This is a genomic window from Leclercia barmai (assembly GCF_049312895.1).
Lineage (GTDB): Bacteria > Pseudomonadota > Gammaproteobacteria > Enterobacterales > Enterobacteriaceae > Enterobacter > Enterobacter barmai.
The window spans coordinates 631,092-655,625 of record NZ_JBMNWZ010000003.1 but is presented as its reverse complement, the minus strand read 5'-3'; the positions used below and the strand labels follow the sequence as shown (position 1 = coordinate 655,625).

Sequence of the window (24,534 nt, the reverse complement as noted above, 5' to 3'; positions counted from 1 at the left end):
ACGATCTACCCTCCTTGAAACTTTCTCACCTTTCGTCTGCGTACTCGACATTTGCCTGATTCCTGGTTATTGTCAGCTATCTGGATGTCTAAACGTTTATACGTATGCTGTGAGGATATAAGGTTATGCCGATTCGGGTGCAGGACGAGCTACCAGCCGTCAATTTCTTGCGTGAAGAAAATGTCTTTGTCATGACGGCTTCGCGCGCTACAGGTCAGGAAATTCGTCCTCTGAAGGTGCTTATCCTTAACCTGATGCCAAAGAAGATCGAGACGGAAAATCAGTTCCTCCGCTTGCTGTCGAACTCTCCATTGCAGGTCGATATACAGCTGCTGCGTATTGATGCGCGCGAGTCCCGCAATACGCCCTCAGAGCATCTCAATAACTTCTACTGTAATTTTGACGACATCCGTAACGAGAACTTCGATGGACTGATCGTGACCGGCGCACCGCTTGGCCTGGTGGAATTCAATGACGTTGCCTACTGGCCGCAGATTAAGCAAGTGCTGGAGTGGGCTAAAGATCATGTCACCTCTACGCTGTTCGTCTGTTGGGCGGTCCAGGCGGCACTCAACATTCTGTACGGCATCCCTAAGCAAACCCGCACCGAAAAGCTCTCTGGCGTCTACGAGCACCATATTCTGCATCCTCATGCGCTGCTGACCCGGGGTTTTGATGACTCCTTCCTCGCGCCTCACTCGCGCTATGCCGATTTCCCGGCGGCATTGATTCGTGACTACACCGATCTGGAGATCCTGGCGGAAAGCGAGGAGGGCGACGCCTATCTGTTTGCCAGCAAAGACAAGCGCATTGCCTTCGTCACCGGCCATCCGGAATACGATCCTGATACCCTGGCGAGCGAATATTTCCGTGATGAAGAGGCGGGTTTAAATCCGGACATACCGTACAACTATTTCCCGCAAAACGATCCGCAGAACAAACCGCGTGCGACCTGGCGCAGCCATGGCAACCTGCTGTTTACTAACTGGCTCAACTACTACGTCTACCAGATCACACCATACGATCTGCGCCACATGAATCCAACGCTGGATTAATCCTCTGACGATCTTCGTCCTGTAGCGTTTCAGCTCTCCAGTTAAGGCACCTTCGGGTGCCTTTTTTATTTCCGAAATTCACTCCGTCTCAATAAATATTTTTAATTTCATTTATATCAATAGGTTAATTGCTATTTAAATTAAAAATGGAAATAGTTTTTGATTTTGACGCAAAGCAAGATAGTCTTAATTTTGCTGAACGAAAACTACACAACGATCTTTCGTTCGCGTGGGGGAAATGAATTCGGATCAACGACGAGGAGCAGTGCAATGAATCAACAGGCAACCATTATCGATGAACTGGCCTTTACTCAACCTCATGGCGAGCAGGAAAAGCAGATCCTGACCGCCGAAGCCGTTGAGTTCCTTACCGAGCTGGTGACCCGCTTCACGCCAAAACGTAATAAATTACTGGCGGCACGTATCCAGCAGCAGCAAGACATTGATAACGGAAAGCTGCCTGATTTTATTTCGGAAACCGCTTCCATTCGTGATGGTGACTGGACGATCCGTGGTATTCCGCAGGATCTGCAGGACCGACGCGTCGAGATCACCGGCCCGGTAGAGCGCAAAATGGTGATCAACGCCCTGAATGCCAATGTGAAGGTCTTTATGGCGGACTTTGAGGATTCACTGGCGCCAGACTGGAACAAAGTGATTGAAGGCCAGATCAACCTGCGTGATGCGGTTGACGGCACCATCAGCCACACCAATGAAGCCGGGAAAATCTATCAGCTTAAGCCCAACCCGGCGGTACTGGTTTGCCGCGTGCGTGGCCTGCATTTACCGGAAAAACATGTCACCTGGAACGGTGAAGCGATCCCCGGCAGCCTGTTCGACTTTGCGTTGTACTTCTTCCATAACCACAAAAACCTGCTGGCAAAAGGCAGCGGGCCTTACTTCTATCTGCCCAAAACGCAGTCCTGGCAGGAAGCGGCCTGGTGGAGTGAGGTGTTCAGTTATACCGAGGATCGTTTTGAACTGCCGCGCGGCACCATCAAGGCCACGCTGCTGATTGAAACCCTGCCGGCGGTTTTCCAGATGGACGAAATTCTGCATGCCCTGCGTGACCATATTGTGGGCCTGAACTGTGGTCGCTGGGATTACATTTTCAGCTATATCAAGACGCTGAAGAATCACCCGGATCGCGTTCTGCCGGATCGTCAGGTGGTGACAATGGACAAATCCTTCCTGAATGCCTACTCGCGCCTGCTGATCAAAACCTGCCACAAACGCGGCGCCTTTGCGATGGGGGGAATGGCGGCGTTTATTCCCAGCAAAGACAGCGAACGTAACGCCCAGGTGCTGAATAAAGTGAAGGCCGATAAAGAGCTGGAAGCCAGCAACGGCCATGACGGCACCTGGGTGGCGCATCCGGGGCTGGCAGATACCGCTATGGAGGTGTTCAACCGCATCCTGGGCGATAACAAAAACCAGCTCCACGTGACCCGCGAAGAAGACGTCCCCGTCACCGCAGCACAGCTCCTGGAGCCCTGCCAGGGCGAGCGCACCGAAGAGGGGATGCGCGCCAATATCCGCGTGGCCGTGCAGTACATCGAAGCGTGGATCTCCGGTAACGGCTGTGTGCCGATTTACGGTCTGATGGAAGATGCCGCTACCGCCGAGATTTCCCGTACCTCTATCTGGCAGTGGATCCATCATCAGAAAACGCTCAGCAACGGCAAGCCCGTTACCAAAGCCCTGTTCCGCCAGATGCTTTCGGAAGAGATGCTGAACATTCAGGAGGAGCTGGGCGAGCACCGCTTCAGCAGTGGTCGCTTCGACGCCGCCGCGCGCCTGATGGAACAGATAACCACTTCAGATGACTTAATCGACTTCCTGACGCTGCCTGGCTACCGCCTGCTGGCCTGATTTCACCACATAACAATATGGAGCATCTGCACATGAAAACCCGTACCCAACAAATCGAAGCATTACAAAACGAGTGGACTCAACCGCGCTGGGAGGGCATTGAACGTCCTTATAGCGCCGAGGACGTGGTGAAATTACGCGGTTCGGTTAATCCGGAATGCACCCTGGCCCAGTTGGGTGCCGCCAAAATGTGGCGTCTGCTGCACGGTGAGTCGAAGAAAGGCTACATCAACAGCCTCGGCGCGCTGACGGGCGGCCAGGCGCTGCAGCAGGCGAAAGCGGGGATTGAGGCGGTCTATCTGTCTGGCTGGCAGGTAGCGGCCGACGCTAACCTGGCTTCCAGCATGTACCCGGATCAGTCGCTCTATCCGGCAAACTCGGTCCCGGCAGTGGTGGAGCGGATCAACAACACCTTCCGCCGAGCGGATCAGATCCAGTGGGCATCCGGCATCGAGCCGCAGGATCCGCGCTTTGTGGACTACTTCCTGCCGATTGTGGCCGACGCCGAGGCGGGCTTTGGCGGTGTGCTGAACGCCTTTGAGCTGATGAAATCGATGATTGAAGCCGGTGCAGCGGCCGTACACTTCGAAGATCAGCTGGCATCCGTGAAGAAGTGCGGGCATATGGGCGGCAAAGTGCTGGTCCCGACGCAGGAAGCGATCCAGAAACTGGTGGCTGCGCGCCTGGCTGCTGACGTGATGGGTGTCCCGACGCTGGTGATTGCGCGTACCGACGCCGATGCCGCAGACCTGATCACCTCCGATTGCGATCCCTACGACAGCCAGTTCATTACCGGCGAACGCACCAGCGAAGGGTTCTATCGTACCCATGCCGGCATCGAGCAGGCGATCAGTCGCGGCCTGGCCTACGCTCCGTATGCTGACCTGGTGTGGTGTGAAACCTCCACCCCGGACCTGGCGCTGGCGAAACGCTTTGCTGATGCCATCCATGCCAAATACCCGGGCAAACTGCTGGCCTACAACTGCTCGCCGTCCTTCAACTGGCAGAAAAATCTGGACGATAAAACTATCGCCAGCTTCCAGCAGGAGCTGTCGGACATGGGCTACAAGTATCAGTTCATCACCCTCGCGGGCATTCACAGCATGTGGTTCAACATGTTCGACCTGGCGCATGCCTACGCCCAGGGCGAGGGCATGAAACACTACGTCGAGAAAGTCCAGCAGCCGGAGTTCTCGGCCAGCCAGAAGGGCTATACCTTCGCCTCACACCAGCAGGAAGTGGGAACGGGCTACTTCGATAAAGTGACCACCATCATCCAGGGCGGCGCCTCCTCTGTGACCGCCCTGACCGGGTCGACCGAAGAAGCGCAGTTTTAATCTTTTTCCCCTCTCCCCCAGGGGAGAGGGTCAGGGTGAGGGGAATCTATGTCGCGTGGTCTGGAATTACTGATTGCCCAAACCATCCTGCAGGGCTTCGACGCGCAGTATGGCCGTTTTCTGGAAGTGACGGGCGGGGCGCAGCAGCGCTTCGAGCAGGCGGACTGGCACGCCGTGCAGCAGGCCATGAAACAGCGTATTCACCTCTACGATCACCATGTGGGCCTCGTGGTGGAACAACTGCGCTGCATTACCGGCAGCATCACTATTGATGCTGCTTTTTTGCTGCGGGTGAAAAGCCATTACACCCAACTGCTGCCGGATTACCCGCGTTATGAGATTGCGGAAAGCTTTTTCAACTCCGTTTACTGTCGGCTGTTTGATCACCGCTCGCTGTCACCGGAGCGGCTCTTTATCTTCAGCTCTCAGCCCGGGCAGCGTTTTCGCACCCTGCCGCGTCCGCTGGCGAAAGACTTCTGTCCCGATCAGGGCTGGGAGGCGTTGTTAACCAAAGTGTTGGCCGATCTGCCCTTGCGTCTGCCCTGGCAAAACCGTCCGCGTGATGTTGGGTATATCATTGCCCATCTGTCTGAAATGCTCGGTGCGGATAAGCTGCAAAATTGCCATCTGCAGGTCGCGAACGAGCTGTTTTACCGCAACAAAGCCGCCTGGCTGGTGGGGAAACTGATAACCCCGGACGCCACGCTGCCATTTTTACTGCCCATTCACCGCAGCGATGAAGGGGAACTGGCGGTAGATACCTGCCTGACCACCAGCGCCGAAGCCAGCATTGTTTTCGGCTTCGCCCGCTCCTATTTTATGGTTTATGCCCCGCTGCCGGGCGCGCTGGTGGAGTGGCTTCGGGAGATCCTGCCCGGTAAAACCACCGCCGAGTTGTATATGGCGATAGGGTGTCAGAAGCACGCCAAAACTGAGAGCTATCGGGAATACCTGCACTATATCGCCCATGCGGATGAGCAGTTTATCGAGGCACCAGGCATTCGCGGCATGGTGATGCTGGTCTTTACCCTGCCGGGTTTTGACCGGGTCTTTAAGGTGATTAAGGATAAATTCGCCCCGCAGAAAGAGATGTCTGCCGCCCACGTGCGCGCCTGCTATCAGCTGGTTAAGGAGCACGATCGCGTCGGGCGCATGGCGGATACCCAGGAGTTTGAAAACTTCGTTCTCGATAAGCGGCAGATCGCGCCAGAACTGATGGCTCTGCTGCTCCAGGAAGCGCCAGAAAAAATCAGCGATCTGGGGGACAAAATCGTCATCAGCCATCTCTACATTGAACGACGGATGGTGCCGCTCAACATCTGGCTGGAGCAGTCGGAAGGGCAGGCGCTGCACGATGCGATAGAAGAGTACGGCAACGCTATCCGTCAGCTGGCGGCAGCCAATATCTTCCCGGGGGACATGCTGTTCAAGAACTTCGGCGTCACCCGGCACGGGCGGGTCGTGTTCTACGATTACGACGAGATCTGCTACATGACGGAAGTGAATTTCCGCGAGATCCCGCCGCCGCGTTATCCGGAAGATGAACTTGCCAGCGAGCCGTGGTACAGCGTTTCGCCGGGGGATGTCTTTCCGGAGGAGTTTCGCCACTGGCTATGCGCTGACCCGCGCATCGGAAGGCTGTTTGAAGAGATGCACGCCGATCTGTTTCACGCCGATTACTGGCGTGGCCTGCAGACGCGGATCAAGAACGGCCATGTGGAAGATGTCTACGCTTACCGGCGTAAGCAGCGGTTTAGCATCAGATTTGGCATTTAACGCCCGGTGGCGCTGCGCTTACCGGGCCTACGGTTCGAATGTAGTTGTAGGCCCGTGCAAGCGCAGCGCCGCCGGGCATTAAAGACTTAACGCAACCCACCATACGCCAGCGTCACCTCTTTCGCCGCCTTAATCACCAGCGCCCCCAGTTCGGTCACCCGGTCATCGGTCATCCGCGAGATGGGGCCGGAGATGGAGATGGCGGCAAACGGCTCGCGGTGCTCGTCAAAAATGCAGGCGGCAAGACAGCGCAGGCCGAGCGCATGCTCTTCGTCATCAAAGGAGTAGCCGCGCTTACGCGTCAGGGCCAAATCCTCTTTCAGATGGACCGGTGAAACCAGCGTCGCGTGGGTGTAGGCGTGTAAGCCTTTGCGGTGCAACAGACCCGTGACCTGCTCTTCGCTGAGCTGGGACAGGAACGCTTTCCCCGCCCCGGAGGCGTGCATCGGCAGTTTGCCGCCAATCGGGGCAGACATGCGCATCAGCTGGGTGCACTGGACCTGGTCGATAATAATGGCCTGGTGATCGCTCTGGTCGAGCACCGCCAGGTTAACCGTCTCGCCGGAGTCCTCCATCAGCTTGCGCAGGATCGGATGGACGATTGCCAGCAGATTGCGGCTCTGTAAAAAGCTGCTGCCGACGATAAACGCATGGGCACCCACGGACCAGTGGCCCAGCTCGCCCACCTGACGGACAAAGCCCAGCTGCTGCATGGTGGTTAGCAGGCGGTGGGTGGTGGAGTTCGGCAGGCCTGCCTGCTGGGCCAGCTCGGTCAGCGCCACGCTGCTGTGCGACTCGGCTATCCATTCAAGGAGCTTTAATCCCCGGGTCAGGGACTGAACTTGACCGCCCGCCTGGGCGGTCGCGGCGGCGGGTTTTCTGCCGCGTTTAGCGGGAACGGTGGCGACCATGGCGGGCTCCTTTTTTCTGTATCGTGGAAATCATTTTCGTTTTATTTGGCTGTTTTGCAACCGCTATCCACACTGATCGGAGGAGTTATGGTGAACATGTCTCATGTTACCCTGGTGTGACTTTTCCCCTTTGCAAGATTATGCCAGTATGGTCTGCTGGCCTTTTGGCCTGGTTGAGCGTTGTCGGGAGCAAGTGTGAGCAGCAAAGTAGATCAACTGCGTGCGCAGTTAAATGAACGCATTCTGGTGCTGGATGGCGGTATGGGCACCATGATCCAGAGCTATCGTCTGAGTGAAGACGACTTTCGCGGCGACCGCTTCGCCGACTGGCCCTGCGATCTGAAAGGTAACAATGACCTGCTGGTGCTCAGCAAGCCAGAGATTATCGCCGCCATTCACTACGCCTACTTCGAGGCGGGGGCGGATATCGTTGAGACCAACACCTTTAACTCGACAACCATCGCCATGGCGGATTACGAGATGGAATCCCTCTCGGCGGAGATCAACTACGAGGCGGCCAGACTGGCGCGTGCCTGTGCCGATGAGTGGACGGCCCGCACGCCAGAGAAACCACGTTACGTGGCGGGCGTGCTCGGCCCGACCAACCGTACCGCCTCTATCTCACCGGATGTAAACGATCCGGCTTTTCGAAATATCACCTTTGACCAGCTGGTGGCCGCGTACCGCGAATCCACAAAAGCGCTGGTGGAAGGCGGTGCCGATCTGATCATGATTGAAACGGTCTTCGATACCCTCAACGCCAAAGCCGCCATCTATGCGGTGAAGGAAGAGTTCGAAGCCTTGGGTGTCGATCTGCCGATCATGATCTCCGGCACCATCACCGATGCCTCTGGCCGTACGCTATCCGGCCAGACGACCGAAGCGTTTTATAACTCCCTGCGCCACGCCGATGCCCTGACCTTTGGCCTGAACTGTGCCCTGGGGCCGGATGAACTGCGCCAGTACGTGCAGGAGCTGTCGCGCATTGCGGAATGCTACGTCACCGCTCACCCGAACGCCGGCCTGCCGAACGCCTTTGGTGAGTACGATCTCGACGCCGCGACCATGGCGGCGCAGATTCGCGAGTGGGCCGAATCCGGATTCCTGAATATCGTTGGCGGCTGCTGCGGCACCACGCCGGAGCACATCGCTGCCATGAGCAACGCAGTCGCGGGCCTGGCGCCACGCAAGCTGCCTGAGCTACCGGTAGCCTGTCGACTGGCCGGTCTTGAGCCGCTGAACATCGGCGATGACAGCCTGTTTGTGAACGTCGGTGAACGTACCAACGTCACCGGCTCCGCGAAGTTCAAGCGCCTGATCAAAGAAGAGAAGTACAGCGAAGCGCTGGACGTTGCCCGCCAGCAGGTGGAGAGCGGCGCGCAGATCATTGATATCAACATGGACGAGGGGATGCTCGACGCCGAAGCGGCGATGGTGCGTTTCCTCAACCTGATTGCCGGTGAGCCGGACATTGCCCGCGTGCCGATTATGATCGACTCCTCGAAATGGGAAGTGATCGAAAAAGGGCTGAAGTGCATTCAGGGCAAGGGCATCGTTAACTCCATCTCGATGAAAGAGGGAGTTGAGCCTTTCATCCATCACGCGAAGATGGTGCGCCGCTACGGTGCCGCCGTGGTGGTAATGGCCTTTGACGAAGTCGGGCAGGCGGATACCCGCGAGCGCAAAATAGAGATTTGCCGCCGCGCGTACCAGATTCTGACCGAAGAGGTTGGCTTCCCGCCGGAAGACATTATCTTTGACCCGAACATCTTTGCCGTCGCCACCGGCATCGAAGAGCACAACAACTACGCCCAGGACTTTATCGGCGCCTGTGAAGACATCAAACGCGAATTGCCGCACGCGCTGATCTCCGGCGGGGTTTCCAACGTCTCGTTCTCGTTCCGCGGCAACGACCCGGTGCGTGAGGCGATCCACGCGGTGTTCCTCTATTACGCCATTCGTAACGGGATGGACATGGGGATCGTCAACGCCGGCCAGCTGGCGATTTATGACGACCTGCCGGCGGAGCTGCGCGATGCGGTTGAAGACGTGATCCTGAACCGCCGCGATGATGCTACCGAGCGCATGCTGGAACTGGCCGAAAAGTATCGCGGCAGCAAATCCGATGACAGTGCCAACGTGCAGCAGGCGGAATGGCGCTCCTGGGACGTAAAAAAACGCCTCGAATACTCGCTGGTAAAAGGCATCACCGAGTTTATCGAGCTGGATACCGAAGAGGCACGCCAGCAGGCCGCGCGTCCGATTGAAGTGATCGAAGGGCCGCTAATGGACGGCATGAACGTGGTCGGCGACCTGTTCGGCGAAGGCAAAATGTTCCTGCCGCAGGTGGTGAAATCCGCCCGCGTAATGAAGCAGGCGGTGGCCTATCTGGAACCCTATATTGAAGCCAGCAAAGAAAAAGGCTCCAGTAACGGCAAGATGGTGATCGCCACCGTGAAAGGCGACGTGCATGACATCGGCAAAAACATCGTCGGCGTGGTGCTGCAGTGTAATAACTACGAGATTATCGATCTTGGCGTGATGGTGCCGGCGGAGAAAATCCTCAAAACCGCGCGCGAAGTGAATGCCGACCTGATTGGCCTCTCGGGGCTCATCACCCCGTCGCTGGATGAGATGGTTAACGTGGCGAAAGAGATGGAGCGTCAGGGCTTTACCCTGCCGCTGCTGATTGGCGGCGCAACCACCTCGAAAGCGCATACGGCGGTGAAGATCGAGCAAAACTACAGCGGGCCGACGGTGTACGTGCAGAACGCCTCACGCACGGTTGGCGTGGTCTCGGCGCTGCTGTCAGCGACCCAGCGCGACGACTTTGTCGCCAGAACCCGCAAAGAGTATGAAACGGTGCGCATTCAGCATGGGCGCAAAAAGCCGCGCACCCCGCCGGTGACCCTGGCGGCGGCGCGGGATAACGATCTGGCCTTTGACTGGTCGAGCTATACGCCGCCGGTCGCCCATCGCCTGGGCGTTCAGGCGGTGACGGCCAGCATCGAAACCCTGCGTAACTACATCGACTGGACGCCGTTCTTTATGACCTGGTCGCTGGCGGGGAAATACCCGCGCATTCTGGAAGATGAAGTGGTAGGTGAAGAGGCGCAGCGCCTGTTCAAGGATGCCAACGATCTGCTCGACAAGCTCAGCGAGGAGAAGACTCTCAACCCGCGCGGCGTGGTGGGGCTGTTCCCGGCGAACCGGGTGGGCGATGACATCGAAATCTACCGGGATGAAACCCGCACGCACGTGCTGGCGGTCAGCCATCACCTGCGTCAACAGACGGAAAAGATTGGTTTTGCTAACTACTGTCTGGCCGATTTCGTCGCGCCGAAGCTGAGCGGTAAAGCCGACTACATCGGCGCGTTTGCCGTGACCGGCGGGCTGGAGGAGGACGCGCTGGCGGATGCCTTCGAAGCGCAGCATGATGATTACAACAAAATCATGATCAAGGCGATTGCCGACCGTCTGGCAGAAGCCTTTGCTGAATACCTGCATGAGCGGGTGCGTAAGGTGCACTGGGGCTACGCGGCCAACGAAAACCTCAGCAATGAGGAGCTGATCCGCGAGAACTATCAGGGCATTCGCCCGGCACCAGGCTACCCGGCCTGTCCGGAGCATACCGAGAAAGGTACCATCTGGCAGCTTCTGGATGTCGAGGCCCATACCGGCATGAAGCTCACCGAGTCCTTCGCCATGTGGCCGGGCGCCTCGGTTTCCGGCTGGTATTTCAGCCATCCAGACAGCAAGTACTACGCTGTGGCGCAGATCCAGCGCGATCAGGTGGAAGATTATGCCCTGCGTAAAGGGATGAGCGTGGCAGAAGTGGAGCGCTGGCTGGCGCCTAACCTCGGCTACGACGCAGACTGACCTGGCTTACTTGCCAGCTTGCACCAGGGCTGTCCTCACTCGGGTCACGTACTTTGTGTACGCTCCCCTCACTGCGGGCAGTCCGTGTGCAACCTGACTGCGCCGCCGACGGTCAGTATTTCGCTCACGTCACGTTTCCTTACAACAAACAGGGCACCCAATGGGTGCCCTGTCTCTTTATTACATTTAAGCCCTTATACTGGAAGAAGGTTCAGCGATCTGCGCTACAACCCAGGCCGGATAAGGCGTAGCCGCCATCCGGCAATACCGCGCGCAACGAACCTCAGGAAAACGTATGACGAAAAGGAGAACCTGTATCCGTGCTGACTCTGCTACATCTGCTTTCTGCCGTGGCGTTGCTGGTCTGGGGCACTCACATTGTCCGTACCGGCGTGATGCGCGTTTTTGGCGCCCGCTTACGTACCGTTCTCAGCCGCAGCGTTGAGAAAAAACCGCTCGCGTTCTGTTCCGGCATTGGCGTCACCGCGCTGGTGCAAAGCAGCAACGCCACGACCATGCTGGTCACCTCGTTTGTGGCCCAGGATCTGGTGGCGCTGACGCCTGCGCTGGTGATTGTTCTCGGTGCCGATGTAGGGACCGCGCTGATGGCGCGGGTGTTAACCTTCGATCTCTCCTGGCTGTCGCCGCTGCTAATCTTCATCGGCGTGATATTTTTCCTTGGCCGGAAACAGACCCGGGCCGGACAGCTCGGGCGCGTCGGGATCGGCCTGGGGCTGATTCTGCTGGCGCTGGAGCTGATAGTCCAGGCCGTCACCCCCATTACGCAGGCGAGCGGCGTGCAGGTGATTTTCGCCTCGCTGACCGGCGACATCATGCTGGATGCATTGATTGGTGCGGTGTTTGCGCTTATCAGCTACTCCAGCCTGGCGGCGGTGCTGTTAACCGCGACGCTGACCGCGGCGGGGATTATCTCCTTCCCGGTAGCCCTCTGTCTGGTGATTGGCGCGAACCTTGGCTCCGGCCTGCTGGCGATGCTCAATAACAGCGCCGCCAACGCCGCAGCCCGACGCGTGGCGCTCGGCAGCCTGCTGTTTAAGCTGGTGGGGAGCCTGATCATTCTGCCGTTCGTTAACCCGCTGGCGAATCTGATGGATAACCTGTCATTGCCGGAATCGGAGATGGTGATCTACTTCCACGTCTTCTACAACCTGGTGCGCTGCGTGGCGATGGTGCCTTTTGCCGGGCCGATGGCGCGCTTTTGTGAACGTATTATCCGCGACCAGCCTGAGCTGGATATGCGACTCAAGCCAAAACATCTGGACTCCTCCGCCCTTGATACGCCGGCGCTGGCGCTGGCCAATGCCGCCCGCGAAACGCTGCGCATGGGCGATGCGATGGAGCTGATGCTGGAAGGGCTGAAAAAGGTGATGCATGGCGAGCCGCGGGAAGAGAAAGATCTGCGTAAGCTCGCCGACGATATCAACGTGCTTTATACCGCCATCAAACTCTATCTGGCGCGGATGCCGAAAGACGAGCTGGCGGAAGAGGAGTCCCGCCGCTGGGCGGAGATCATCGAGATGTCCCTCAACCTTGAGCAGGCCTCCGATATCGTCGAGCGCATGGGAAGTGAAATCGCCGACAAATCGCTGGCGGCCCGCCGGGCGTTCTCCCTTGAGGGCGTCAAAGAGCTGGATGCACTGCACGATCAGCTGCTTGCTAACCTGAAGCTGGCGATGTCGGTCTTTTTCTCCGGGGATCTGCCCAGCGCCCGTCGTCTGCGCCGCAACAAACACCGGTTCCGTATCCTCAACCGCCGCTATTCCCACGCGCACGTTGACCGACTGCACCAGCAGAACGTGCAGAGCATCGAGACCAGTTCCCTGCACCTGGGGCTGCTGGGCGACATGAAACGCCTCAACTCCCTGTTCTGCGCGGTGGCGTACAGCGTGATGGAGCAGCCGGATGAGGACGACGATCGGGATGAGTATTAACTGTTCACATGTTTGATGGTTAAGCCAAGGCCCAGCGCTTTCATCACGGCGAGCGTGGTTTTAAGCGTTGGGTTGCCTTTTTCACTGAACGAGCGGTAGAGCTGCTCTCGTGATAATCCCGTTTGTTCTGCAATGGTCGACATGCCTTTAGCGCGAGCAACCACTCCCAGTGCCTCAGCGATAAAGGCAGGATCGCCAGTTTCGAGCGCGTCAGTTATAAAGATGGCGATCTGCTCATCGTCTATCAGAGCATTCGCGGGATCGTAGGAGGTTAATTTATTCATGGAGGATTACTCCTGCAGTTTTAAGGTTCTGGCAAGCACCCTGGCCAGAAGGATATCTTTGTCCTGACTACTTTTGTCGCCGCCGCATAACAGCAGAATGATGCGCTTGCCATGCTGTTTGAAGTAGATCCTGTAACCAGGACCGACGTGGATCTTAAGCTCGCTTACGCCTTCACCTACAGGTTTCACGTCACCCGGTAATCCGTTTGCCAGCCGGAACAGGCGGGCTGCTATCACTGTTTTCGCACGTCGGTCTTTTAAATTTTGCTCCCAGCAGCGAAAGGGTTCTGTCTGAACGAGCTCTTTCATACTACTCCCTGTTGTTTATAAACTACAAAACTATATGCACAGGGAATGAAAATAAAAGTGATAGGGTGAACCCGTAAAGCCTCAAACTTCAAATGCTGAAAGCGCTTCGCAAACAACTCAACCTCGCTTTTTCGCCAGCGGCTGATCTTTTTACCAGCCCAAACCTAAGGTATATTTCGCCTCTACAGGAGAAATTATGCTGCCAACTCAATCCACCCGATTAAACAAATATATTAGCGAGAGCGGGATCTGCTCGCGTCGCGAGGCTGACCGTTATATCGAACAGGGCAACGTGTTTATCAACGGTAAACGCGCCACCATTGGCGATCAGGTCGCCCCTGGCGACGTGGTCAAAGTAAATGGTCAGGCGATCGAGCCGCGTAACGCAGAAGACCTGGTATTTATCGCGCTGAATAAACCGGTTGGCATTGTCAGTACCACGGAAGATGGCGAGCGCGACAACATCGTTGATTTCGTTAACCACAGCAGCCGTATTTTCCCGATTGGCCGCCTGGACAAAGACTCTCAGGGGCTGATTTTCCTCACCAACCACGGCGATCTGGTGAACAAAATCCTGCGGGCCGGTAACGACCACGAGAAAGAGTACATCGTCACGGTCAACAAACCGGTAACTGACGAATTCATTCGCGGGATGGGGGCGGGAGTACCGATACTCGGCACGGTGACGAAAAAGTGCAAGGTGAAGAAAGAGGCGCCGTTCGCGTTCCGCATCACCCTCGTTCAGGGGTTAAACCGCCAGATCCGCCGCATGTGCGAGCATTTCGGTTTTGAAGTGACGAAGCTGGAACGCACGCGCATCATGAACGTCAGCCTTACCGGCATCCCGCTGGGCGAGTGGCGCGATCTGACCGATGACGAACTGATTGAGCTGTTTAAGCTGATTGAGAACTCATCCTCTGAAGCGAAGCCAAAAGCCAAAGCGAAACCGAAAACCCAGGGCATCAAACGCCCGGTGGTTAAAGCGCCGCAATCAGAAGAGAAAAGCCGGGCGAAGCCTGCCGGAAACGGAAAACGCTTTACTTCGCCAGGACGCAAAAAGAAAGGGCGCTGATCAGCGCCTTCCACGGGTTGGAGTATTGGCCGACCAGGAAAACGTCGCCTCTTTATCCACCTTATAAGCCTGCTCTTTGCGAAGTTTGCGGGCTTTTTTAGCGTCCAGCTCACGCTGCGCCATCAGTTTGTCGATGTACTCTTTTTTGAGGTGATTGGTTTCGGCGTTGGTCAGCAGACGGCCATGGGCGATACGCGCGCGATCGAGCAGGGTTTTCAGTTCGCGCTGCTCGCTTTCCGTCATCTCTTTCTGGGTCAATCTTGGTGTGGACATACCTGAAGCCTCCTGTGAAAGAGGCTTCAGTGTAAAGCATGCCTTCGCTGCGGCGAAGCTGAATTAACCTTCCTTCACCACATCGCTTTTCTTTTGTTCATCGAGGGGCTTACCCGACCAGTAACCCGCCAGCAGGGAGCCGGAAAGGTTATGCCATACCGAGAACAGCGCGCCAGGCAGAGCCGCCAGCGGTGAGAAGTAAATTTTGCCCAGCGCAGCGGCCAGACCCGAGTTCTGCATCCCGACCTCAATCGCCAGCGTGCGGCAGGTGGATTCGTCAAAGCCGAACAGCTTCCCGCCCCAGTAACCGCCCAGCAGACCGATTGTGTTATGCAGCACCACGGCGATAATCACCACGAAGCCCACAGAGGCGATATGCGCCGCAGAACCGGCCACCACCGCGCTGATGATTGCCAGAATACAGATCATGGAAAACGCTGGCAGGTACGGCTCAACGGCTTTCACTACCCGCGGGAACAGGTGATGGATAACCAGCCCCAGCGCAATCGGGATCACCACGATTTGCAGAATGCTCAGCAGCATCCCCATCACGTCCACCTGAATGTGGGCATCCACATACAGACGCGTCAGCAGCGGGGTGGCAACCACGCCCACCAGGGTGGAGACGGAGGAGATGGTCACCGACAGCGCCACATCCCCTTTTGCCAGATAGATCATCACGTTGGAGGCGGTGCCGCTGGCCACGCTGCCCACCAGCACCATGCCTGCGGAGAGGTCAGGCGGCATCTTAAAGGCGATAGCCAGCGCCCATGCCGCCAGCGGCATCACCAGATAGTGCAGGAAAATACCTGCCGCCACCGGGGCCGGACGCGACAGCACGCGTTTGAAGTCGTCGATCTTCAGGTGCACGCCCATGCCGAACATGATCAGCATCAGCAGCGTGGTGACCCACGGACCGATAGCGGTAAAGGTGGATGGCGTATAATAGGCTAAAACAGAGAGCAGCAGCGCCCATAACGGGAACAGCCGGGTGATGGCGGATAACATACGGATTCCTTGCGATTTGTTGTGTCATGTAGTTATAAAAAAGCCGGGATCGAGCCCGGCTTAGAGATAGTGTTTATCCTGCTAATGAATTTTGTTCAACCAAATTTTCTTCATGATCCCGGATGGAGGCCTTCCCAGCTCAGGCCAAAACGGGTGAGATATTTGCGCAGCCTGTCGGCATCGTTAGGCACGGCCTTTTTCATTCGGGAGACGGCAAAGAGCTCGCGTCCTGCCTCGGATAATGAGGCGCTACGGCGACACACCTCCAGCACGGTTTCCAGCTGTCGCTGGTCAAAGAGATCCAGCGCCATCGCCGCTAACGGTGTGGCGGTTTGCCAGCTCTCCTGCAGCCTGAGGATCTCTTCCTCAACAAGCGCTATGGTGATGCGCCCCTGTTCGGCAAGCGTGGCCATTCGCGCCACGGAGGAACCCAGTTCACGAAAGTTACCGCGCCATAACGCCTGAGGCGAGTCAGCAAAACGCAGATAGCGCTCTCGTGCCTCTTTATCGAAGCGAACCTGAGATTGCGCTTCGGCCGCAAAGCGCTGCAGTTCGTACTCCACGTTCGGGGCGATATCTTCCCGGCGCTGCGCCAGGCCGGGCAGGGCAAAACTCCACATATTGATCCGGGCGTAGAGATCTTCGCGGAAGCGACCTTCCGCCACCCACTGGCGCATATCCCGGTGCGTGCCGGCAATCAGCTGAAAATCGCTCCTGACCTCTTTATCGGAGCCAAACGGAAAGAAGGTTTTTTCTTCGATAGCTTTCAACAGCATGGCTTGTTCGTCGAGGCCAAGCTCGGCTATTTCATCTAAAAATAGCACGCCGCCGTCCGCCTCGCGTAGCAGCCCGGCGCGGGCCGTGGCTGCCCCGGTAAATGCCCCTTTGACATGGCCGAAAAGTGTCGACATGGCGTTATCACCCCGCAGCGTGGCGCAGTTTACCGCGACCAGCCTGCCAGCCAGCTGATGGCGGGATTGCTTCAGCTGATAGATGCGGTTTGCGAGAAAGGATTTTCCGGCCCCCGTTGGGCCAGTCAGCAGAACCGGGGCGGTCGAGCGCAGCGCCACACGCTCAATCTGATCGATCAGGGCGTTGAAAGTGGCATTGCGGGTATCAATTCCGGCTTTCAGGAACGAAACGGATTCCTGCTGTTCGCGCTGAAAGCGGCTGGTCAATGTGGCGTAGCGGCTTAAATCCAGGTCGATGATTGAGTAACGTCCGACGGGGACGGCCTCTTCGGGCGCATCCCTGCTGGCGGGACCGGTCTGGATCAGGCTGGCGGGGAGATACCGCGCTTCGGTTAACAAAAACCAGCAGATCTGCGCCACGTGGGTGCCGGTGGTGATATGCACCAGGTACTCTTCATGTTCGGTGTCAAACTTGTAGTGTGTGGCGAAGTCGAGAAACGCGGCGTAGACCTCTTCAAAATCCCAGGGCTCGGCAATAGTAACGGGATACGGGCGCACAGTGGTATGGGGTGAAAGCAGCCTGATATCTTCCGTTATCTGTTCCGCCATCCCCCGATCCTGGGGCTGGTGGAGCAGTTCAAGCCGGTCGACAGGGAGATCGGGCTGCTGGCAAAGCCCGACCGTCGGGCGCCATTTGCGCAGGCGGTTGGCCCGCTTCCCGCGTTTGTCCATCACCGTGCCCAGTACCCCAATCACTACCCGCCGCTTTTTCATGTTTATCCTGCAAGATAAAGTTCGATACTAAAAGATAAAAATAATCTGTAGGTTAAGCAATCTCCGGCGAAAGAGATAAAATAAATAGCAATATAATCATACGGATAGATTTTTTTATGCAGTATGAAGATTCTGGCACGCTTCTGGCAATACTACCTGGTAACAGACCGCCCTGAGGATGAGCAAATGAAACAGAACGATTTTGACGTTTTAACGGCGCAGCACAGCGCACCGGTAAAAATGTGGACGCACGGGGTGCCCGTTGAGCCAGAGGCGCGTGAGCAGCTGCTGAATACCGCAAAGATGCCCTTTATTTTTAAACATCTGGCGGTGATGCCGGATGTGCATCTCGGCAAAGGTTCCACCATTGGCAGCGTGATCCCCACCAAAGGGGCCATCATTCCCGCGGCGGTGGGTGTAGATATCGGCTGCGGGATGATAGCCGTGCGGACATCGCTGCTGGCAGGCGATCTGCCGGACAACCTCCACGGATTGCGCAGCGCCATTGAACAGTCGGTGCCGCATGGGCGCACCAGTACCCGCTCCCGTCGAGACAAAGGGGCGTGGGAAAAGACGCCGGACGTCGTGGATAGCCACTGGGCGCAGCTGGCCCCGCGCTTTAAACGGCTGACGGATAAATATCCCCAGCTGCTGAAAACCAATAACCATCAGCATCTGGGAACGCTGGGGACCGGTAACCACTTTATTGAAATCTGTCTGGACGAAGCGGATCGCGTCTGGGTCATGCTGCACAGCGGCTCGCGTGGTGTGGGCAATGCGATCGGCAATGTATTTATTACCCTGGCGCAGCAGGATATGCAGCAGCACATCGCCAACCTGCCTGACAGAAATCTGGCCTATTTCCAGGAGGGAAGCCGGCACTACAACGACTACATCGAAGCCGTGGAGTGGGCGCAGGATTTTGCCCGCCATAACCGCGAGGTGATGATGTCCCGCGTGCTGGCCGCGCTTTCGCGCAGTGTGCCAAAGCCTTTCCTGACCCAGCAGGAGGCGGTGAATTGCCATCACAACTATGTGCAGAAAGAGCGTCATTTTGGTGAGGACGTGCTCGTCACGCGCAAAGGGGCGGTGTCGGCGCAGAAGGGCGAAATGGGGATCATCCCCGGTTCGATGGGGGCGAAGAGCTTTATCGTGCGCGGCCTGGGCAATGAAGAGAGCTTCTGCTCCTGCAGCCACGGCGCAGGGCGGGTGATGAGCCGCACGGCGGCCAAAAAACGCTTCACCGTTGCGGATCAGATCCGCGCCACGGCGCACGTCGAGTGCAGAAAAGACAGCGAGGTCATCGATGAGATCCCGATGGCCTATAAAGACATCGATGCCGTCATGGCGGCGCAAGCCTCACTGGTCGAAATCGTCCATACCTTGCGCCAGGTGGTCTGTGTAAAAGGATAAAAAGATGGCTAACAACGGTGTAGATGCCGCCATGCGCGAGCGCGTGCGGCACCAACTCAATGAAATAGAGCAACGATTCAATGTGACCGTGCTGTACGCCTGTGAATCGGGCAGCCGGGGCTGGGGCTTTGCGTCGCCGGACAGCGATTATGACGTGCGATTCCTGTATGTGCATAAACCGGACTGGTACTTGCGCGTGGAGCCGCAGCGGGACGTCATCGAACTGCCCATCGATGACGAACTGGACGTGAGCGGCTGGGAGTGGCGTAAGGCGCTTGGCTTGCTGAAAGCGGCCAACCCCACGCTTATCGAGTGGCTGGATTCGCCGGTTGTCTATCAGCAGAACGAAACGGTGGTAACGCAGTTACGCGCGCAGGTGCCCGCCTGGTTTTCCCCGGTGCGCGCGCGCTGGCACTACTACTCTATGGCGCGCAAAAACTTCCGTGGATACTTACAGGGGGAAGAGGTGAGGCTGAAGAAGTACTTTTACGTCTTACGTCCACTGTTAGCGGTGCGGTGGGTGGAAGCCGGGAAAGGTGTGCCGCCGATGCGCTTTGCCGAACTGCTGGCGGGAAGTGGGCTTGATGCGCCGTTACGTCAGGAAATCGATGACTTAGTGGCGATAAAGCAGCGTGCCGGAGAAGCGCAATACGGCTCCAGACGCCCTTTGTTGCATGCTTTCATCACCCGGGAGCTGGCGCGAGGCGAAAACCCGCCGACGCTGCCTGACAGCCGCGACGGTGATATCAAATCGCTGGATTCGCTCCTGATGAGAACGGTTCTGGCAGAATAAAAAAATGGCCCGGATATCCGGGCCATTTTTCTGTTATTCAAACAAATTATGGTGCAGCTTCTGCACAACCTGCTCCGCTTCGGCGCCCGGCACCAGGAAGCACAGGTTGTAGCTGGATGCGCCGTAGCAAATCATGCGGATGTTGAACGGCTCCAGCACGCCAAACACCTCTTTGCCCACGCCGCTGGCGCGGGACAGTTCGTTACCGATGATTGCCACCAGGGCGAGATCTTCTTCCACCTCAACGCGGCACAGCTCAGAGAGCTCCATCAGCAAGGACTGCGTCAGCAGGGTGTCGCCGGTGGAGGTTGAGCCGGTGGTATCCAGCGTCAGGGCGATGTTCACCTCTGAGGTGGTCACCAGGTCCACGGAGATGCTATGGCGCGCCAGAATGCTGAACACTTCGGCCAGGAAGCCGCGGGAGTGGAGCATGCTCAGGCTATGCAGGGTGAGCAGGGTCTGCTTGCGGCGCAGCGCCAGGGCGCGGAACAGCGGTGGGTTTTCGGTGGTATTGCACACCATGGTGCCGCCCGCTTTTGGATCTTTACTGGAGCCGACGAACACCGGAATGTCGCTGCGCACTGCCGGCAGCAACGTCGCCGGGTGGAGCACTTTCGCGCCAAAGGTCGCCATCTCGGCGGCTTCTTCAAAGGCGATCACGTCAATACGTTTTGCGGTAGGCACCACGCGCGGATCGGTGGTGTAGATGCCCGGCACGTCCGTCCAGATATCCACGCGGGAGGCCTGCAGCGCTTCGCCCAGCAGGGCGGCGGTGTAGTCGCTGCCGCCACGGCCAAGGGTGGTGGTGCGGCCTTTCGCTTCGCTACCGATAAAGCCCTGGGTGATGACAATCCCTTCCGCCAGACGCGGTGCCAGCTGTTGGGTGGTCAGTTCGGCGATGGCGGCAACGTCCGGCTCGGCGCGACCAAAACGGTCGCTGGTGCGCAGCACTTTACGCGCGTCGAACCACAGCGACTGCACGTTACGCTCGCGCAGCACTTCAACAAACAGCAGGGTGGACATCAGCTCACCGTGGCTGACCAGCTCGTCGGTCAGGGCGGTGGAGGTGGCCAGAGAGGCGGCTTCGGCCAGGGTGATGATATTTTCCAGCAGGCGCTCAATCTCTTCGCTGATCACGCTCGGATCGCGCAGACGGCCAAGGATGTCGAACTGAATTTTGTGCAGGGCAGCCAGCTTCTCCTGGCGCTCGCTCGCTTCCAGCCCTTCTGCCAGGGCAACCAGCAGGTTAGTGACGCCAGCCGAAGCGGACAACACCACCAGCCGGGTATCAGGATCGGCCAGCACCACATCGGCGCTGCGGTTCATGGCATCAAAATCGGCCACGCTGGTACCGCCAAATTTGGCGACAACAAAACTCGTCATAACAACCTCGTGTCAGGGAAGGAAAAGAGCGACCATGGCACAAGGACAAAATAGTTTTATCGGTGCAGGCGCAAATACCGTGTGTATAAATAAAATGTGTGAAGGATCCTGTCAACGCCGGGATTATGCGGATTTTTCATGCTGCATTCCATATGAGAAACAGGACTTATAACAGCTATACTTTTGGAGCTTTTGCGCTGCACTTGATGCAGGCCAGGCCAATGGCATAAAAACCATCACAATTTTTAGCGACAGAGGCTACAATCGACCGAGGTCACAATTCTCAATTCAGAAGAGTATTGCTATGAAAAATATCAATCCAACGCAGACTGCAGCCTGGCAGGCATTACAGAAACACTTTGAAGAAATGAAAGACGTCACTATCGCGGAGCTGTTCGCGAAAGACGGCGATCGTTTCAATAAGTTCTCCGCGACCTTCGACAATCAGATGCTGGTGGATTTTTCCAAAAACCGCATCACCGAAGAGACGCTGGCAAAACTGCAGGATCTGGCGAAAGAGACCGATCTGAGCGGTGCCATCAAGTCCATGTTCTCCGGCGAGAAGATCAACCGCACCGAAGATCGTGCCGTGCTGCATGTGGCACTGCGTAACCGTAGCAATACTCCGATTATCGTTGACGGCAAAGACGTGATGCCGGAAGTCAACGCCGTGCTGGAAAAGATGAAAACCTTCTCTGAAGCAATCATCTCAGGCCAGTGGAAAGGCTACACCGGCAAACCGATCACCGACGTGGTGAATATCGGTATCGGCGGCTCCGACCTCGGCCCGTTCATGGTGACCGAAGCGCTGCGTCCTTACAAAAACCACCTCAACATGCACTTTGTCTCTAACGTCGATGGTACCCACATCGCCGAAGTGCTGAAAAAAGTGAACCCGGAAAGCACCCTGTTCCTGGTGGCGTCCAAAACCTTCACCACCCAGGAAACCATGACCAACGCCCACAGCGCGCGCGACTGGTTCCTGAAAACGGCCGGTGATGAGCAGCACGTAGCGAAACATTTCGCGGCGCTCTCCACCAACGCTAAAGCCGTAGGCGAGTTCGGGATCGACACCGCCAACATGTTTGAATTCTGGGACTGGGTTGGCGGTCGCTACTCCCTGTGGTCCGCAATCGGTCTGTCCATCATCCTCTCCGTGGGCTACGACAACTTTGTTGAGCTGCTCTCCGGCGCGCATGCGATGGATAAGCACTTCTCCACCACCGCCCCCGAGAAAAACCTGCCGGTGCTGCTGGCGCTGATCGGGATCTGGTACAACAACTTCTTTGGTGCAGAAACCGAAGCGATCCTGTCGTACGACCAGTACATGCACCGTTTCGCAGCCTACTTCCAGCAGGGCAACATGGAATCCAACGGCAAATACGTTGACCGTAACGGCAACGCCGTGGATTACCAGACTGGCCCAATCATCTGGGGTGAGCCAGGCACCAACGGCCAGCACGCGTTCTACCAGCTGATCCACCAGGGCACCAAAATGGTACCTTGCGATTTCATCGCCCCGGCCATCACCCATAACGCGCTGTCTGACCACCATCCGAAGCTGCTGTCGAACTTCTTCGCGCAAACTGAAGCGCTGGCGTTCGGGAAAGCGCGTGATGTGGTTGAGCAGGAGTATCGCGACCAGGGTAAAGATCCGGCAACCCTGGATCACGTGGTGCCGTTCAAAGTGTTCGAAGGCAACCGTCCGACCAACTCCATCCTGCTGCGTGAAATCACCCCGTTCAGCCTGGGCGCGCTGATTGCCCTGTATGAGCACAAAATCTTCACCCAGGGCGCAATCCTGAATATCTTCACCTTTGACCAGTGGGGCGTAGAGCTGGGCAAACAGCTGGCGAACCGCATTCTGCCGGAGTTGGGTGACGATAAGGACATCAATAGCCATGACAGCTCTACTAACGGCCTGATTAACCGTTATAAAGCCTGGCGCGCATAATTTTGCGGTTGTGAACAACGCCGGGCGGCACTCCGTTTGCCCGGCCTACAGGTCTTGTAGGCCCGGTAAGCGCAGCGCCACCGGGCTTTTTTGCACAAAATATAAACAAAAAATATAGATCCCCGTCACATTTTTGCGTTATACAGGAACCTCGCCCCGGAGAATGAGGTGCTGTATGACATCCCTGACTCGCCCGCGTGTTGAGTTCATCTCAACCATTCTGCAGACCGTGCTGAACCTGGGTCTGCTGAGCCTTGGCCTGATCCTGGTCGTCTTCCTCGGTAAAGAGACGGTGCATCTGGCTGATGTGCTTTTTGCCCCTGAGCAAACCAGCAAATACGAGCTGGTTGAAGGGCTGGTGGTCTACTTCCTCTACTTTGAATTTATCGCCCTGATCGTGAAGTACTTTCAGTCTGGCTTTCACTTCCCGCTGCGTTACTTTGTCTACATTGGCATTACTGCGATTGTGCGACTGATTATCGTCGATCATAAATCGCCCCTCGACGTGTTGCTCTATTCGGCGGCGATCCTGCTGCTGGTAGTGACGCTCTGGCTGTGCAACTCGAAGCGACTGAAACGGGAATAAAAAAGGGCGGCCCGAGGGCCGCCGAAAACAGTCACAAGTTTTGGATTAATACATCAAGGCAAAGTTGAGGGTTGCAGTGGAATAACAATGAAACTTAACCTTTCACGCCCCCTGCGGTCAGGCCGTTCACCAGCCAGCGCTGGGCCAGCAGGAACACGACGGTGATCGGGATAGCAGAGAGCACGGCGGCTGCGGCAAAGTCGCCCCACAGGTAGTTTTGCGGGTTGAGGTATTGCTGCATCCCTACCGCCAGCGTGTAGCTGTTCACATCACGCAGCAGCAGTGAGGCCACCGGCACTTCGGTGATGGCGGCGATAAACGACAGAATAAACACCACCGCCAGAATCGGTACCGAGAGCGGCAGCAGCACCAGGCGGAACGCCTGCCACGGCGTCGCGCCATCCAGCGAGGCCGCTTCTTCCAGCGAGTTGTCGATGGTTTCGAAATAGCCTTTGATGGTCCAGACGTGCAGTGCAATCCCGCCGAGGTAGGCGAAGATCACCCCGCCGTGGGTGTTCAGACCGATAAACGGCACGTACTGGCCGAGGCGGTCAAACAACGCGTACAGGGCCACCAGCGACAGCACCGCAGGGAACATCTGGAAAATCAGCATCCCTTTCAGCAGCGTCGCTTTACCCGGGAAGCGCATACGGGCAAAGGCGTAGGCGCAGGTGGTGGAGAGCGTCACAATACCGATCGCGGTGATGGTGGCGACTTTCACCGAGTTCCACAGCCACAGCAGCACCGGGAACGGCGGCGGCGTGACGCGGCCGTCGGCGTGCTCAACGCTGAAGCCCAGCGCCAGCTTCCAGTGCTCCCAGGAGATTTCGTCCGGGATCAGGCTGCCGGTGGCGAAGTTCCCCGAACGCAGGGAGATGGCGATAACCATCAGCAGCGGGAACATGATCGCCGCGATAAAAATCAGCAGCCCTAAGTGCGTCACGAGGAGGCGCAGTTTCTGAGATTTGGGTTGTACCATAGCCATAATGTGT

General features: G+C 57.1%; 19 protein-coding genes. 11 read left to right on the top strand and 8 right to left on the bottom strand.

Going from position 1 to position 24,534, the window contains the following annotated elements:
* The first annotated feature begins 125 nt into the window (after positions 1 to 125).
* The 4 genes from metA (at position 126) to aceK (ending at position 6,040) form a co-directional block, all read left to right on the top strand.
* The gene (metA, locus tag ACOYA6_RS15725) at positions 126 to 1,055 is read left to right on the top strand and encodes a homoserine O-acetyltransferase MetA (RefSeq protein WP_039031905.1); all 930 of its coding nucleotides are present in this window, start codon (positions 126 to 128) and stop codon (positions 1,053 to 1,055) included.
* A gap of 270 nt (positions 1,056 to 1,325) precedes the next feature.
* Entirely contained in the window at positions 1,326 to 2,927 is a 1,602-nt protein-coding gene (aceB, locus tag ACOYA6_RS15720; protein ID WP_422654970.1) for a malate synthase A, read from the top strand.
* A gap of 32 nt (positions 2,928 to 2,959) precedes the next feature.
* Complete coding sequence (gene aceA / locus ACOYA6_RS15715) at positions 2,960 to 4,264, top strand: isocitrate lyase (RefSeq protein WP_039031907.1); 1,305 nt, start codon at positions 2,960 to 2,962, stop codon at positions 4,262 to 4,264.
* Positions 4,265 to 4,312: 48 nt separating this feature from the next.
* A complete protein-coding gene (gene aceK, locus ACOYA6_RS15710) occupies positions 4,313 to 6,040 on the top strand; it encodes a bifunctional isocitrate dehydrogenase kinase/phosphatase (RefSeq protein WP_039031908.1) in 1,728 nt (575 codons plus the stop codon).
* Between the two features lie 86 nt (positions 6,041 to 6,126).
* On the opposite strand, the gene iclR is transcribed toward aceK, so the two are convergent.
* Positions 6,127 to 6,951: a glyoxylate bypass operon transcriptional repressor IclR gene (gene iclR, locus ACOYA6_RS15705; protein WP_039031909.1), complete on the bottom strand. Its 825-nt coding sequence runs from the start codon at positions 6,949 to 6,951 to the stop codon at positions 6,127 to 6,129.
* A 195-nt stretch (positions 6,952 to 7,146) separates the two neighbouring features.
* Here iclR and metH point away from each other — a divergent pair, with 195 nt between their 5' ends.
* Together metH and ACOYA6_RS15695 are read left to right on the top strand one after the other, a co-directional pair.
* Positions 7,147 to 10,830 (top strand): methionine synthase, encoded by a 3,684-nt coding sequence (gene metH, locus ACOYA6_RS15700; RefSeq protein ID WP_138370013.1) that lies wholly within the window; start codon positions 7,147 to 7,149, stop codon positions 10,828 to 10,830.
* A 320-nt stretch (positions 10,831 to 11,150) separates the two neighbouring features.
* Positions 11,151 to 12,782 (top strand): Na/Pi cotransporter family protein, encoded by a 1,632-nt coding sequence (locus ACOYA6_RS15695; protein WP_139563981.1) that lies wholly within the window; start codon positions 11,151 to 11,153, stop codon positions 12,780 to 12,782.
* Here the strand turns inward: ACOYA6_RS15695 and ACOYA6_RS15690 are convergent.
* Positions 12,779 to 13,066, bottom strand: coding sequence for an addiction module antidote protein (locus ACOYA6_RS15690; protein WP_039031912.1), 288 nt, complete (start codon positions 13,064 to 13,066; stop codon positions 12,779 to 12,781). The genes ACOYA6_RS15695 and ACOYA6_RS15690 overlap by 4 nt on opposite strands.
* A gap of 6 nt (positions 13,067 to 13,072) precedes the next feature.
* The gene (locus ACOYA6_RS15685) at positions 13,073 to 13,375 is read right to left on the bottom strand and encodes a type II toxin-antitoxin system RelE/ParE family toxin (RefSeq protein WP_422654969.1); all 303 of its coding nucleotides are present in this window, start codon (positions 13,373 to 13,375) and stop codon (positions 13,073 to 13,075) included.
* Positions 13,376 to 13,571: 196 nt separating this feature from the next.
* Here ACOYA6_RS15685 and rluF point away from each other — a divergent pair, with 196 nt between their 5' ends.
* Positions 13,572 to 14,447: a 23S rRNA pseudouridine(2604) synthase RluF gene (gene rluF, locus ACOYA6_RS15680; RefSeq protein WP_039031914.1), complete on the top strand. Its 876-nt coding sequence runs from the start codon at positions 13,572 to 13,574 to the stop codon at positions 14,445 to 14,447.
* On the opposite strand, the gene ACOYA6_RS15675 is transcribed toward rluF, so the two are convergent.
* The 3 genes from ACOYA6_RS15675 to rtcR all read right to left on the bottom strand — a co-directional run bounded on the left by ACOYA6_RS15675 (position 14,448) and on the right by rtcR (position 17,413).
* On the bottom strand, positions 14,448 to 14,720 hold the full coding sequence (locus tag ACOYA6_RS15675; RefSeq protein ID WP_103177828.1) for a YjbD family protein: 273 nt from the start codon (positions 14,718 to 14,720) through the stop codon (positions 14,448 to 14,450). It abuts the gene before it with no gap.
* A gap of 63 nt (positions 14,721 to 14,783) precedes the next feature.
* Positions 14,784 to 15,728, bottom strand: a complete 945-nt coding sequence (gene panS / locus ACOYA6_RS15670) for a ketopantoate/pantoate/pantothenate transporter PanS (RefSeq protein WP_139563982.1) — start codon at positions 15,726 to 15,728, stop codon at positions 14,784 to 14,786.
* Positions 15,729 to 15,838: 110 nt separating this feature from the next.
* Positions 15,839 to 17,413 carry an RNA repair transcriptional activator RtcR gene (rtcR, locus tag ACOYA6_RS15665; protein ID WP_422654968.1) on the bottom strand — a complete coding sequence of 525 codons (1,575 nt, stop codon included), beginning with the start codon at positions 17,411 to 17,413 and terminating at the stop codon, positions 15,839 to 15,841.
* Between the two features lie 186 nt (positions 17,414 to 17,599).
* On the opposite strand from rtcR, the gene ACOYA6_RS15660 reads away from it, so the two are divergent.
* The gene (locus ACOYA6_RS15660) at positions 17,600 to 18,826 is read left to right on the top strand and encodes an RtcB family protein (RefSeq protein ID WP_422654967.1); all 1,227 of its coding nucleotides are present in this window, start codon (positions 17,600 to 17,602) and stop codon (positions 18,824 to 18,826) included.
* Positions 18,827 to 18,830: 4 nt separating this feature from the next.
* A complete protein-coding gene (locus ACOYA6_RS15655) occupies positions 18,831 to 19,619 on the top strand; it encodes a nucleotidyltransferase domain-containing protein (RefSeq protein WP_422654966.1) in 789 nt (262 codons plus the stop codon).
* A gap of 33 nt (positions 19,620 to 19,652) precedes the next feature.
* Here ACOYA6_RS15655 and lysC read toward each other — a convergent pair whose 3' ends face one another.
* Entirely contained in the window at positions 19,653 to 21,002 is a 1,350-nt protein-coding gene (gene lysC / locus ACOYA6_RS15650) for a lysine-sensitive aspartokinase 3 (RefSeq protein WP_039031920.1), read from the bottom strand.
* A 304-nt stretch (positions 21,003 to 21,306) separates the two neighbouring features.
* On the opposite strand from lysC, the gene pgi reads away from it, so the two are divergent.
* A complete protein-coding gene (gene pgi / locus ACOYA6_RS15645) occupies positions 21,307 to 22,956 on the top strand; it encodes a glucose-6-phosphate isomerase (RefSeq protein WP_422654965.1) in 1,650 nt (549 codons plus the stop codon).
* A gap of 175 nt (positions 22,957 to 23,131) precedes the next feature.
* Complete coding sequence (psiE, locus tag ACOYA6_RS15640; protein WP_103825384.1) at positions 23,132 to 23,542, top strand: phosphate-starvation-inducible protein PsiE; 411 nt, start codon at positions 23,132 to 23,134, stop codon at positions 23,540 to 23,542.
* Between the two features lie 94 nt (positions 23,543 to 23,636).
* On the opposite strand, the gene malG is transcribed toward psiE, so the two are convergent.
* Entirely contained in the window at positions 23,637 to 24,527 is an 891-nt protein-coding gene (gene malG / locus ACOYA6_RS15635) for a maltose ABC transporter permease MalG (protein ID WP_039031923.1), read from the bottom strand.
* Between the last annotated feature and the right edge of the window lie 7 nt (positions 24,528 to 24,534).

Excerpts from the sequence above, each read along its gene's own strand:
- ACOYA6_RS15675 (WP_103177828.1), bottom strand. The coding sequence starts at position 14,720 with ATGTCCACACCAAGATTGACCCAGAAAGAGATGACGGAAAGCGAGCAG.
- pgi (WP_422654965.1), top strand. The coding sequence starts at position 21,307 with ATGAAAAATATCAATCCAACGCAGACTGCAGCCTGGCAGGCATTACAG.
- rtcR (WP_422654968.1), bottom strand. The coding sequence starts at position 17,413 with ATGAAAAAGCGGCGGGTAGTGATTGGGGTACTGGGCACGGTGATGGAC.
- aceA (WP_039031907.1), top strand. The coding sequence starts at position 2,960 with ATGAAAACCCGTACCCAACAAATCGAAGCATTACAAAACGAGTGGACT.
- metA (WP_039031905.1), top strand. The coding sequence starts at position 126 with ATGCCGATTCGGGTGCAGGACGAGCTACCAGCCGTCAATTTCTTGCGT.
- ACOYA6_RS15690 (WP_039031912.1), bottom strand. The coding sequence starts at position 13,066 with ATGAATAAATTAACCTCCTACGATCCCGCGAATGCTCTGATAGACGAT.
- malG (WP_039031923.1), bottom strand. The coding sequence starts at position 24,527 with ATGGCTATGGTACAACCCAAATCTCAGAAACTGCGCCTCCTCGTGACG.
- ACOYA6_RS15660 (WP_422654967.1), top strand. The coding sequence starts at position 17,600 with ATGAAACAGAACGATTTTGACGTTTTAACGGCGCAGCACAGCGCACCG.
- ACOYA6_RS15685 (WP_422654969.1), bottom strand. The coding sequence starts at position 13,375 with ATGAAAGAGCTCGTTCAGACAGAACCCTTTCGCTGCTGGGAGCAAAAT.
- iclR (WP_039031909.1), bottom strand. The coding sequence starts at position 6,951 with ATGGTCGCCACCGTTCCCGCTAAACGCGGCAGAAAACCCGCCGCCGCG.
- rluF (WP_039031914.1), top strand. The coding sequence starts at position 13,572 with ATGCTGCCAACTCAATCCACCCGATTAAACAAATATATTAGCGAGAGC.
- lysC (WP_039031920.1), bottom strand. The coding sequence starts at position 21,002 with ATGACGAGTTTTGTTGTCGCCAAATTTGGCGGTACCAGCGTGGCCGAT.
- aceB (WP_422654970.1), top strand. The coding sequence starts at position 1,326 with ATGAATCAACAGGCAACCATTATCGATGAACTGGCCTTTACTCAACCT.
- aceK (WP_039031908.1), top strand. The coding sequence starts at position 4,313 with ATGTCGCGTGGTCTGGAATTACTGATTGCCCAAACCATCCTGCAGGGC.
- panS (WP_139563982.1), bottom strand. The coding sequence starts at position 15,728 with ATGTTATCCGCCATCACCCGGCTGTTCCCGTTATGGGCGCTGCTGCTC.
- psiE (WP_103825384.1), top strand. The coding sequence starts at position 23,132 with ATGACATCCCTGACTCGCCCGCGTGTTGAGTTCATCTCAACCATTCTG.
- ACOYA6_RS15655 (WP_422654966.1), top strand. The coding sequence starts at position 18,831 with ATGGCTAACAACGGTGTAGATGCCGCCATGCGCGAGCGCGTGCGGCAC.